At 69.3% G+C, this 11,719-nt stretch carries 10 protein-coding genes and 1 pseudogene; 7 read left to right on the forward strand and 4 right to left on the reverse strand.

The annotated features are described in order from the left end of the window. Positions 1-26 precede the first annotated feature (26 nt). A complete protein-coding gene (gene car / locus ACYQ5L_RS15420; RefSeq protein WP_459958103.1) occupies positions 27-3,533 on the forward strand; it encodes a carboxylic acid reductase in 3,507 nt (1,168 codons plus the stop codon). Positions 3,534-3,536: 3 nt separating this feature from the next. On the opposite strand, the gene aroB is transcribed toward car, so the two are convergent. The 4 genes and pseudogenes from aroB to ACYQ5L_RS15440 form a co-directional block, all read right to left on the reverse strand. Continuing rightward, positions 3,537-4,655, reverse strand: coding sequence for a 3-dehydroquinate synthase (gene aroB, locus ACYQ5L_RS15425; RefSeq protein WP_459958104.1), 1,119 nt, complete (start codon positions 4,653-4,655; stop codon positions 3,537-3,539). 1,136 nt (positions 4,656-5,791) lie between these two features. Next, positions 5,792-6,310, reverse strand: a pseudogene (locus tag ACYQ5L_RS15430) (shikimate kinase); the annotation flags it as partial. After that, complete coding sequence (gene aroC, locus ACYQ5L_RS15435) at positions 6,307-7,515, reverse strand: chorismate synthase (RefSeq protein ID WP_379204063.1); 1,209 nt, start codon at positions 7,513-7,515, stop codon at positions 6,307-6,309. The pseudogene ACYQ5L_RS15430 and the gene aroC, both read right to left, overlap by 4 nt. A 235-nt stretch (positions 7,516-7,750) precedes the next feature. Then, positions 7,751-8,311 (reverse strand): A24 family peptidase, encoded by a 561-nt coding sequence (locus tag ACYQ5L_RS15440; protein ID WP_459958107.1) that lies wholly within the window; start codon positions 8,309-8,311, stop codon positions 7,751-7,753. Between the two features lie 153 nt (positions 8,312-8,464). Here ACYQ5L_RS15440 and ACYQ5L_RS15445 point away from each other — a divergent pair, with 153 nt between their 5' ends. From ACYQ5L_RS15445 to ACYQ5L_RS15470, 6 genes are all read left to right on the forward strand, one after another. Continuing rightward, the gene (locus ACYQ5L_RS15445; RefSeq protein ID WP_459958109.1) at positions 8,465-9,589 is read left to right on the forward strand and encodes a M24 family metallopeptidase; all 1,125 of its coding nucleotides are present in this window, start codon (positions 8,465-8,467) and stop codon (positions 9,587-9,589) included. Between the two features lie 37 nt (positions 9,590-9,626). Beyond that, positions 9,627-10,190 (forward strand): elongation factor P, encoded by a 564-nt coding sequence (efp, locus tag ACYQ5L_RS15450; protein ID WP_459958111.1) that lies wholly within the window; start codon positions 9,627-9,629, stop codon positions 10,188-10,190. A gap of 20 nt (positions 10,191-10,210) precedes the next feature. After that, entirely contained in the window at positions 10,211-10,726 is a 516-nt protein-coding gene (gene nusB / locus ACYQ5L_RS15455; RefSeq protein WP_459958113.1) for a transcription antitermination factor NusB, read from the forward strand. A gap of 19 nt (positions 10,727-10,745) precedes the next feature. Beyond that, positions 10,746-11,003 carry a YciI family protein gene (locus ACYQ5L_RS15460; protein ID WP_459958115.1) on the forward strand — a complete coding sequence of 86 codons (258 nt, stop codon included), beginning with the start codon at positions 10,746-10,748 and terminating at the stop codon, positions 11,001-11,003. Between the two features lie 90 nt (positions 11,004-11,093). Next, complete coding sequence (locus tag ACYQ5L_RS15465; protein WP_459958117.1) at positions 11,094-11,309, forward strand: type II toxin-antitoxin system VapB family antitoxin; 216 nt, start codon at positions 11,094-11,096, stop codon at positions 11,307-11,309. Beyond that, positions 11,306-11,719 (forward strand): PIN domain-containing protein, encoded by a 414-nt coding sequence (locus ACYQ5L_RS15470; RefSeq protein ID WP_459958119.1) that lies wholly within the window; start codon positions 11,306-11,308, stop codon positions 11,717-11,719. Before ACYQ5L_RS15465 ends, ACYQ5L_RS15470 begins: the two co-directional genes overlap by 4 nt.

Below are 11,719 nucleotides of genomic sequence, written 5' to 3' on the forward strand. Positions count from 1 at the left end.
AAACAGCTCTGTTCAGGAGGCTGACCATGTCGTTCTTCACCGAAGCGCAGGAACATCGAATCGCCGATCTGATCGCACACGACGATCAACTCGCGCAGGCCCGGCCCGATCCGGGAATCTCCCTACTGCTGGACGATCCGGGCGCGAGTCTCGCCGACCTGGTGCGGACCGTGCTGGCGGGGTACGCGGACCGCCCGGCATTGGGCAGCCGGATATCGGAGCTGGTCACCGATCCGGACACCGGCCGGACCGAACCGCGATCGACCGAGAAATTCTCCATCCTCACCTACGGGGAGCTGGCGCGCCGGGCGGAGGCGGTGGCGCGCGGACTCGGGCGGGGGTCCGGGGGCGGGCCGCCGTTGACGGCCGGCGATCGGATCGCCGTGCTGGGCTTCAACAGTGCCGATTACACGGTGCTCGATCTGGCGTCGATGCTCGCGGGGACCGTGGCCGTGCCGCTGCAGTCCAACGCCTCGATCGCCCAGCTGCGCCCGATCATCGAGGAGACCGCGCCGCGGGTGATCGCGGCCGGCATCGGCTACCTGCCCGCCGCGGTCGAACTCGCGCTCGCCGATGCCGGGACGACGCGGCTGGTCGTCTTCGACTACCTGCCCGAATCCGACACGCAGCGAGAGGCTTTCGCCGCCGCCGCACAGCGCTTGATCGACGCGGGCTCCCCGGTGGTCCTGGAAACGCTTGCCGCGGTAGCGGAACGAGGCCGGGACGGCGACGACATCGCGGTGGGGCTCGCACCGGATCAACTGGCACTGCTGATCTACACCTCGGGCAGCACCGGCGCGCCCAAGGGAGCGATGTATCCGGCGCGGCTGGTGGCCAATCTGTGGCACAACGGATTCGCCTTCGACGGTGCGGACAATGACCGCGTTCCGTCCGTCACCATGAACTTCCTGCCGATGAGCCATGTCATGGGCCGGGCCACGCTCTACCGGACGCTCGGATCCGGCGGCACCGCGTATTTCGCAGCGAGCAGCGACCTTTCGACCTTTCTCGAGGACCTGCGCCTGATCCGGCCGACCGAACTGCCGTTCGTGCCCCGGGTGTGGGAGTTGCTGTTCCAGGAATACCGGCGGGCGGTCGACCGGCTGCCCGACGACGGCCGGCGGGGCGAGTGCGAACAGGAGATCCTGGCCGAGTTCCGCGATACCGTCCTGGGTGGCCGCGCGATCTCCGCGCTGACCGGGTCGGCGCCGACCTCACCGGAGGTCCGGGAGTTCGTCGAGGCGCTCACACAGGTGCCGCTGGTCGAAGTGTACGGATCCACCGAGGCGGGCGGCGTGCTGGTGGACGGGCGGGTGCGGCGGCCGGTCGTGCAGGACTACAAGCTCGTCGACGTGCCGGAACTCGGCTATTTCGGCACCGACCGGCCGTATCCGCGCGGTGAGCTGGTGGTCAAGACCGAGCACCTGTTTCCCGGCTACTACCGGCGGCCCGAGGTGACCGCCGAGGTGTTCACCGCGGACGGCTACTACCGCACCGGCGACGTCGTCGCCGAGATCGCGCCCGATGAATTGCGCTATGTGGATCGCCGCAACAATGTGCTCAAGCTGTCGCAGGGCGAATTCGTGGCGGTCTCGCGGCTGGAGGCCGACTACGAGGACAGTCCGCTGATCGAGCAGATCTACCTCTACGGCAACAGTTCTCGCGCCTATCTGCTGGCCGTCGTGGTCCCCGCCGCCGATGTGGTCGCGGCCGGGGATCCGGCGGCGGCGAAGCCACTGCTGGCCGAGGCGCTGCGGGCGGTCGCGGTCCGCAAGGGGCTGCAGCCGTACGAGATTCCGCGCGACTTCCTCATCGAGACAACGCCGTTCACCGTCGAGAACGGTCTGCTGACCGGCATTCGCAAACTCGCCCGTCCGGTGCTGCGGCAGCACTACGGCGAACGGCTCGAACAGCTCTACCAGCAGTCCGATCACGACCGGGAAGCCGAATTGCGCACGCTGCGAGCCGGTCTCGCACACCGTCCGCTCGAGGAGACCGTATCGCGCACGGTCGCCGTCGTACTCGGGCTGGATGCGGCCGAGGTCTCGCCCGAGGCGCGGTTCACCGATCTCGGTGGCGATTCGCTGTCCGCGTTGACCTTGGCGAACACACTGCACGAGCTGACCGGGAGGGAGGTGCCGGTCGGCGTGATCGTCGGCCCGGCCACCGATCTGCGCGCGCTCGCCGCATACCTGGGCTCCGCCGGCGACCAGCGACGGCCCACGTTCACCAGCGTGCACGCGAGCGCGGCGACCGAGATTCGCGCGAGCGAGCTGACATTGGACAAGTTCATCGATGCCGGTACGCTCGCCGCCGCGCCTGCGCTGCCCCGGGCGTCCGGGCAGATCCGCACCGTATTGCTCACCGGCGCCACCGGATTCCTCGGTCGCTTCGTGGCATTGGAATGGCTGGAGCGACTGTCGCGGGTCGACGGGCGGCTGATCTGCCTGGTCCGCGCCGCCGATGACGAGCAGGCCCGGGCCCGGCTCGACGCTGTCTTCGACAGCGGCGATCCCGAACTGTGGCAACGCTATCGGCAACTCGCCGAGCGGCACCTGGACGTGGTCGCGGGCGACAAAGGCGACTCGGGCCTGGGACTCGACCCCGCCACCTGGCAGCGTCTGGCCGAGACGGTCGATCTGATCGTCGACGTCGCGGCGCTGGTCAACCATGTGCTGCCCTATCAGCAGTTGTTCGGTCCCAATGTGGCCGGCACCGCCGAGCTCATTCGCTTGGCGCTCACCGGCAAGCTGAAGACGTTCGACTACATCTCGACCGTCGCGGTCGGCGCCGGAATCGATCCCGACGCGTTCACCGAGACCGCCGACGTGCGTGTCATGAGCCCGGTCCGGCCGCTGGACGACAGCTACGCCAATGGGTACGGCAACAGCAAGTGGGCCGGTGAGGTGCTGCTGCGCGAAGCCCACGACCTGTGCGGGCTGCCGGTGACCGTGTTCCGGTGCGACATGATCCTCGTCGACGGTCGCTACCTCGGCCAGTTGAATGTGCCGGACATGTTCACCCGCCTGCTGTTCAGCGTGCTGGCCACCGGTATCGCGCCGGAATCCTTCCACCCGCTCGACGCGGCGGGGCGGCGGCAGCGCTCGCACTACGACGGGCTACCGGTGGACTTCATCGCCACCGCCATCGCCGAACTCGGTGTGCGGGCAGGATTCCGGACCTACCACGTGATGAACACCCACGACGATGGTTACGGCCTGGACGAATTCGTGGACTGGCTCATTGCCGCGGGCAACCCGATCGAGCGCATCACCGGATACCGGGACTGGTTCGGCAGATTCGAGACGGCCTTGCGCGCACTACCGGAGGATCAGCGCAAGCATTCGCTGCTGCCGCTGCTGCACGCTTACGCCGAACCGCAGCCGCCGCATGCGGGCCGCCCGGAGTCGACCGCCCGATTCCGGGCCGCGGTCCGGGCCGCGAAAATCGGCCCGGACCAGGACATTCCGCACATCACCCCGGAAACCATCCGCAAGTACGAGGCCAACCTGCGGCACCTGAAACTGCTCTGACGGTCAGAGCAGAATCGAGTTGCCGCCGGGCGACTGCTCACGGGCGATGGCCGAGTAGGCCGCGGCCAGCAGGCTCGGGTCCGGGCCCTCGAGGCGGCCGGGCTTGGCGAGGCCGTCCAGGACGACGAAACGCAGCACGCCGGACTGGGTCTTCTTGTCGGTCTGCATGGACTTGAGCAGGTCGGGCAGGGCGTCGGCGTCGTAGCTGACGGGCAGGCCGATGCTGGAGAGGATGGCGGCGTGCCGGTCGGCGGTGGCGTCGTCGAGACGGCCGGCCAAGCGGCCGAGTTCGGCGGCGAAGACCAGGCCCACCGAGACGGCCGCGCCGTGCCGCCAGCGGTAGCGCTCCCGGCGCTCGATGGCATGGCCGAGGGTGTGGCCGTAGTTGAGGATCTCACGGAGGTCGGCCTCCTTGAGATCCGCGGCGACGACATCGGCCTTGACCTGGATGGCACGGCGGATCAGCTCGGGCAGCACCTCGCCGGTCGGATCGAGAGCGGCCTCGGGATCGCGCTCGACCAATTCGAGGATGACCGGGTCGGCAATGAAACCGGCCTTGATGATCTCGGCCATCCCGGCCACGATCTCATTGCGCGGCAACGACTCCAGCGTGGCGAGGTCCACCAGCACCGCCGCGGGCTCATGGAACGACCCGACCAGGTTCTTGCCCGCCTCGGTATTGATACCGGTCTTGCCGCCCACGGCCGCGTCGACCATGGCCAGCAGCGTGGTCGGCACATGCACGATGCTCACACCGCGCATCCAGGTGGCGGCCACGAACCCGGCCAGATCGGTGGCCGCGCCGCCACCCAGGCTGATGACGACATCCTTGCGCGTCAGCCCGATCCGCCCCAGCACCTCCCAGCAGAAGCCCGCGACCTGAAGATCCTTGCCCGCCTCGGCATCCGGAATCTCCACCCGATGCGCGTCGAGCCCCTTGTCCGCCAGCGCCTGCCGCACCACCTCCGCGGTCTCGGCCAGCGACGGCTGATAAAAGATCGCCACCGTCCGCACCCCGGACCGCCCGGTCACCTCGTCCACCAGGTCCCCCAGCAACCCCCGCCCAATGATCACGGGGTACGGGTCGGCGGTGCGGACCTCGATGCGGGTCGGCTCGCTCATAGGTGCTGCTCCGATTCTTCTCGTACGGTCTGATCTGCTGTGTGCTGCGCCGCCCGGGCCCGCGCCCGAGCCCGCCGAGCCCGCGCCCGCCGCGACCGCCCGGACCCCGGCGGCGGTGCCGGATCGGCCGAGTCGTTCGCCCCGGAAGCGGAATCCGCGGTGCCGCCGCCACTCTGGCGAGTGCCGGCCGCGGCATTACCGGCGCCGGCCCCGCGCCGGGAGCGGCCCGTGCCCGGCACATGTGCGGCCGAGCCCGAATCCTGTTGATCGGCCTTCGCCCCCGCACCGCCGCCAGTTCGAGCCGCGTCGGCCGCGGTGGCCTCGGTGTTGTCGGTTCGGCGAGAGCGTCCCGCGCCGCGCGATGTTCCAGCCGAGTCCTGTCCGCTGGCAGCGGAATCCGTGCTACCGGCAGCGCGACCGCCGCCCGATGCGGCTGCACTTGCGCCGGTGCCATCGCCCGCGGCGGCAGTCACATGTCCACCAGCGGCGTTACTCGTACTGGCTGGCGGATTACCGCGCGCAGCGGAGGTGTCGCCCGCCGGCGTGCTCGGGGACGGCGAATTCGTGCTGGAAGTCGGGGGATTCGCCGGAGCGCCCGTTGCTCGGGAGGCGCGTCGTCGGCGGCGGTTGCTCGTCGCGCCGGAGGCGGTGGCGGATCCGGCGGCGGGTGTGGCGCCTGTGGCGGGGGAGACTTCCGCTGCCGCGGTGGAATTCGTCGCTGCCTCGGCTGCGGTCGCCGTCGAACCGCCGGACGTCGTGCCCGGCCGCGAGGAGGTCGCGGAGGCGGGGGCGGCGGACCCGGATGTGGGCGTGCGGGTTTCGGAGTCGTGGCCGATCGCGGGTGCGGTGGCTGCACCCGAACGGCGACCGCGGCGTCGGGAGCGGCGGTTGCGGCGGGCGGGTTTCGCGGCGTCGGGGGTGGCGGCGTCGCCGGGCTCGCGGGTCGCGTTGTCGGGTGCGGTGGGCGAGTCGGGTTCGGCGGGAGTTGAATTCGAGGTTGTCGTGGTCGCGGGGGCATCGGGGCGGCCGCCACGGCCACGGCGGCGGCGGGAGCGGCGGGAGCGGGCGGCGCCGGTCGGGGTGGGGACGGTGGGCTGGGTGGCCGGGTCTTCCGGGCGGATCACCGATTCCAGGCCGAGTTTGGCGAGGATCATGCGGACCACGCGGCCGGGGCTGCGGCCGTCGGTGCGGACTCGGACCGTTGCCACCTCGCGGTAGAGGGGGCGGCGGATCTTCATGAGTTCGCGGTATTTCTTGGCGGGGTCGTCGCCGTTGAGGAGGGGGCGGTTGGTGCTGGCGCCGGTGCGGCGCAGGCCCTCGCCGACGCTGATCTCCAGATAGACCACGGTGTGGCCGCGCAGCAGCGCGCGGGTGGCGGCGGACAGCACGGAGCCGCCGCCGAGGGAGATGATGCCGTGGCCGGTCAGGACGGCGTCACGGACGACTTCTTCCTCGATGCGCCGGAATTCGGGTTCGCCGTCCTCGGCGAAGATTTCCGGAATGGTGCGGCCGGTGCGCTCCTCGATGCCGGCGTCGGTGTCATAGAGGTCCACGCCGAGTTCGCGAGCGAGTTTGCGGCCGATCGTCGACTTGCCCGCGCCGGGCGGACCGACCAGCACCACGCTCGGTGGTGACTGATCGGGCTCGGTCGTCACTGGGGCGCGTTGCCCGAGGGAACGTGCGGGCGCGCGTTGATCCGCTTCAGGTAGGCGGCGATATTGTCGACCGTCTCGGGCAGCGAGTCGCCGCCGAACTTCTCCAGCACCGCCTGCGCGACCACGAGCGCCACCATGGCCTCGGCGACCACGCCGGCCGCCGGCACCGCGCACACATCGGAGCGCTGGTGAATGGCGACGGCCTCGCCGCCGGTGGTCATATCGACGGTGGCCAGCGCCCGCGGCACCGTGGAGATGGGCTTCATGGCGGCGCGCACGCGCAGCGCCTCGCCATTGGTCATACCGCCCTCGAGACCGCCCGCGCGGTTGGTGGAGCGCAGCACGCCGTCCGGGCCGGGCTTCATCTCGTCGTGGGCCTGGCTGCCGCGGCGGCGCGCGGTCTCGAAACCATCGCCCACCTCGACGCCCTTGATGGCCTGAATGCCCATGAGCGCGGCCGCTAGTCGCGAATCCAGGCGCGCCTCACCACTGGTGAACGACCCCAGGCCGACGGGCAGGCCCTCTATCACGACCTCGACCACGCCGCCGAGGGTGTCGCCGTCCTTCTTGGCGGCCTCGATCTCGGCGATCATGGCCGCTTCGCCGTCCTTGTCGAAACAACGGACCGGGCTCTCGTCGATGGCGGCCAGATCACCGGCGCCCGGCACCACGCCCGAAGTATTGGCCGCGGCGCCGATCGAGACCACATGCGAGATCACCTCGACGCCCAGGGCCTGCCGCAGGAAATTCTTGGCAACGGTGCCGGCGGCCACCCGCGCGGCCGTCTCGCGGGCGCTGGCGCGCTCGAGCACATTGCGGGCATCGTCGAATCCGTACTTGAGCATGCCCGAGTAATCGGCGTGCCCGGGCCGCGGCCGGGTGAGCGGCGCATTGCGCGCCAGCTCGGCCAGCTCGGCCTCGTCCACCGGATCGGCCGACATGACCTGCGTCCACTTCGGCCACTCCGAGTTGCCGACCTCGATCGCGACCGGACCGCCCATGGTGCGCCCGTGCCGCACGCCGCCGATCATGGTGACCGCATCGGCCTCGAACTTCATCCGCGCCCCGCGCCCGTACCCCAGGCGCCGGCGCGCGAGCTGCGCGGCCACATCGGCAGAGGTCACCTCGACACCGGCCACCATCCCCTCGAGGATCGTGACGAGAGCGGGACCATGGGATTCTCCGGCAGTTATCCAGCGCAACACGGGTTACATCTTTCCACGAGAATTCGCTCGGCCGGACACGCGGTCCGCCGTAAGGCGATACGACTCACCATTGCTCGAGGTTCTGTCGGCCCCGAACGCCTGTCGCGCTCCGCTGAGCCACGGCCCGAACACGGTCGCGGCGGCCCCGTCCGCGGGGCCCGCACCGCACAATTTCGTCCCGGTCAGGTTCGCGCTGGGCAGGCTCGCGCGGTGGCTCGGGTCGGTCCGGTTGGGCTCACTGGGCCGCCAGCAGCGCGAGGATGCTCGCCGCGCACATGGCCGGGCCGTGCGGGATCGTGCCGGTGGATAGTGGGAGCGCCGGTGCGGCGTGGTCCGGGAAGGAGGTGGGAGCGGTGAGCGCCGCCGACCTGATGGGCGAATGTCGCTGGTGAGCGCAGCTGGTGACGGTCTCGTGAGGCGGTGGCATTGGTCCGGCGACCGTCGCTGTCAGTGCAGCGCCCGCCCCGGCTGCCGCGGTGAGCATGGGTGCGGTGAGCGCGGCCCATACCCAGCAGTTGGGCCCGCCCAGCGCGGTCGCGGCGCCGAGTCCGAGGGCGAGCTTCATATCGCCGGCACCCAGTGCGGCCGGATTCCACAGGTGCACCAGGAGATAGGGGGTTGCGAGGAGAAGTGCGCCCAGCACGGCGAGCGTGGGGCGGCCCAGGGCGGTCGCGTAGGTGAGCGCCGCCGCGGCGCCGGGCAGTGTCAAGGAATTGGGCAGTCGCCGGGAGCGCAGGTCGAACCAGCTCAGTGCCGCGCACCAGGCGGTGAGGATCAGCAGGGGAAGCGGTTCCATGGGTCGAGGGTCCCGCGGCGGGTGTTCGCGCGGGCCGCTGATTCGCGAAATGTGGAGGACCACTTGGTATGTGAACATCAGGGCTTTCGGCGAGAACCGCCCGGCTCCGTGTTGGGTGTCGGAGATACCGCGTGTCGGCAGTACCTTGGACGCATGTCTGCTGATCACGATCCGGTCCGGCGTCCCGACTACGCACTGCGCCGAGCCAGCCTGCGCAATCTGCTGGTCGAAAACCGGGTGGACGCCCTACTGGTGACCGATCTGATCAATATCCGGTACCTGACCGGATTCACCGGGTCGAATGCCGCCCTGCTGGTCTATGCCTGGGACAGCTCCGAGGATCGCACCGTCATCTGCACCGACGGCCGCTACATCACCCAGGTCGGCGAGCAGGTCCCGGATCTGCGCGCGGAGATCAATCGCGCCAGCGCCCGCCGGGTGGTGGAGATCGCGGGGGAGTGGCAGACCGGCCGCGTCGGCTTCGAGAGCCATATCCTCACCGTCGAACAGCACCAGGCCTTCGTGGCCCTGGGCACCGGCCTGGACCTGGTCCCGGTCGCGGGCCTGGTGGAGCAGCTGCGCATGGTGAAGGACGACTACGAGGTCGGCCGCCTCGCCGCCGCCTGCGATGCCGCCGACAATGCCCTGGCCACCCTGCTCGAACGCGGCGGCCTGCGCCCCGGCCGCACCGAACGCCAGGTCGCCCGCGAACTGGAATGGCTCATGTTCGAACACGGCGCGGACGCCGTCTCCTTCGAGACCATCGTCGCCGCCGGCCCGAATTCGGCCGTCCCGCACCACCGCCCGACCAATGCGGTGCTGGCCGCCGGTGATTTCGTGAAACTCGACTTCGGCGCCACCGTCGACGGCTACCACTCCGATATGACCCGCACCTTCGTGCTGGGCCAACCGGCGGACTGGCAGCGCGAGATCTACGACCTGGTGCACGCCTCCCAGGCCGCCGGCCGCGCGGCGCTGGCGGTGGGCGTGGCGACCAAGGCCGTCGACGCCGCCTCCCGCTCGGTCATCGAGGACGCCGGCTACGGCGAGTACTTCGTGCACGGCCTCGGACACGGCGTCGGCCTGCAGATCCATGAAGCGCCCGGAATCGCCAAAACGGGCACAGGTACACTGCTGGATGGCGTGGCGGTGACCGTCGAGCCAGGTGTGTATCTTCCCGGCCGCGGCGGTGTCCGGATCGAGGACACGCTCGTGGTTCGCAAGGGGGGCCCGGAACTGCTCACCCACACCAGCAAAGACCTGACCGTCGTCGACTGACGCGCGGTTTGACCGACTAGTAGGAGATCCGAGGACAGTGGCGGACACCAGCGACTTCAAGAACGGCCTCGTGCTGAAGATCGACAATCAGCTCCAGCAGATCGTCGAGTTCCAGCACGTGAAGCCGGGTAAGGGTCCCGCCTTCGTGCGCACCAAGCTGAAGAACGTCGTCTCGGGCAAGGTCGTCGACAAGACCTTCAACGCCGGCGTCAAGGTCGAGACCGCGACCGTCGACCGTCGCGATATGACCTACCTGTACCACGACGGCTCGGACTACATCTTCATGGATGGCGAGACCTACGACCAGATCCACCTGGGCGAGCAGCTGCTGGGCCGCAGCGCCGGCTTCCTGCTGGAGAACATGCAGGTCCAGATCGCCATGCACGAGGGCGAGGCGCTGTTCGTCGAGCTCCCCGTCGCCATCGACGTCGTCGTCACCCACACCGAGCCGGGCCTGCAGGGCGACCGCTCCTCGGCCGGCACCAAGCCCGCCACCGTGGAGACCGGCGCCGAGGTGCAGGTGCCGCTGTTCATCAATCAGGGTGACAAGCTGCGCATCGACACCCGCGACGGCTCCTACATCAGCCGCGTCAACTCCTGACGCGCGCGGATAATAGGACCGTGGCCGATCAGCCCGTGGACAAGAAGTCGAATTACAAGAAGCTGGGTGCGCGCCACAAGGCGCGCCGCCGGGCCGTGGACCTGCTCTTCGAGGCCGAGGCCCGCGATATCGACCCCGCGGAACTGCTGACCGAGCGTGTCGCGCTGTCCGTGCGCGACGACTCGGTGGCCCCGGTGAACCCCTACACCCGCGTCCTGGTCGAAGGCGTCGCCGACGATCTGGATCGGGTGGACGGCACCATCGAGTCCTATCTGCAGGACTGGGCGCTGTCGCGGCTGCCCGCCGTGGACCGCGCCATTCTGCGGGTGGCGGTGTGGGAGTTGTTCCACGCCAATGACGTTCCCCCGGTGGTGGCCGTCGACGAGGCGGTGGAACTGGCCAAGGCGCTGTCCACCGACGATTCCCCGTCGTTCATCAACGGCGTGCTCGGCCAGGTGGTCCTGGTGGCCCCGCAGGTCCGCGCCGCGGCCGCGGCCACCCTGGCCCCGCGCCCGGCCGACGACGAACAGCAGTAATACAGAGGAGAAGCGCAGGGTGCGCAAATACCTGGTGATGGCAATGCGCACTCCGCGCTTCGATTCGTCCGTGGCCCAGCCACACCGCGAATGGCTCGACGCCGTCCGCTCGCGCGGCCAGCTGGTGGAAACCGGCAAGTTCACCGACAACTCCGGCGGCGCCTACGTCATCCTCGCCGAAAACCTCGACGCCGCACGTGCATTGGTCTGCACCGACCCCATCCACACCACCGGCGCCTCCGAACTCACCGTCTACGAGTGGGAGATCACCGGCTGATCGCGAGTCGGGATCTCCATCGGCGCACAGCGAGTTGTCCCGTGGCGTAATATCGAGGGTATATACAGCCTCTAAATACGGGAGGTGTGCATGAGCGTCACCAGCGTCAACGTGGATGATGAGCTGATCAAGACCGCGCAGCAACTGAGCGGGCTCGGTACCAAACGCGAGGTTATCGATCTCGCCCTTCGTGAACTCGTGCAGCGAATCAAACAGCGCCTCCTGGCCGAACGCATCGCCGCCGGACAGCTGACCCCCACCCCCGAACTTCTCCAGCCGGAGTTCAGGGCGGCTGCGCGGCGGTGACCGGCTACATCATCGACACCAGTGTGTGGTGCAGGGTGGATCGGAATCCCGATGTCGCCCGCCGCATCGAACATCTGTTGCGAACCTTCTCCGTTTTCACGACGACCCCTCTGATACTCGAGCGTTGCTACTCTGGGCCCGATATGGCGACATATCTGGCTCTGCGCGAAGAGATGGAGCTGCTGCCGCGGCTGGATCCCGACGCCGAAAGCTGTGGGATCGCCCTGCGATTGCAAGAGGACCTCTGGGCTCGAATGCCGCGCGCGGCAGGCGCATTCGATGTCCTCGTCGCGGCAGTCGCGATCCGGGACGAGCTGACGGTCGTGCATTACGACGCGGACTACGAGCATCTGGCCGAGGTATCGGAGCTCCGCCACGAATGGATCGTTCCGCGGGGGACGATCGACTGA

The organism is Nocardia sp. IFM 10818 (assembly GCF_054655275.1).

What these genes read in the sequence shown, in the direction of transcription:
- car (WP_459958103.1), top strand. Translation starts at nt 27, where the DNA reads ATGTCGTTCTTCACCGAAGCGCAGGAACATCGAATCGCCGATCTGATC.
- aroB (WP_459958104.1), bottom strand. Translation starts at nt 4,655, where the DNA reads ATGAGCGAGCCGACCCGCATCGAGGTCCGCACCGCCGACCCGTACCCC.
- ACYQ5L_RS15440 (WP_459958107.1), bottom strand. Translation starts at nt 8,311, where the DNA reads ATGGAACCGCTTCCCCTGCTGATCCTCACCGCCTGGTGCGCGGCACTG.
- ACYQ5L_RS15445 (WP_459958109.1), top strand. Translation starts at nt 8,465, where the DNA reads ATGTCTGCTGATCACGATCCGGTCCGGCGTCCCGACTACGCACTGCGC.
- ACYQ5L_RS15465 (WP_459958117.1), top strand. Translation starts at nt 11,094, where the DNA reads ATGAGCGTCACCAGCGTCAACGTGGATGATGAGCTGATCAAGACCGCG.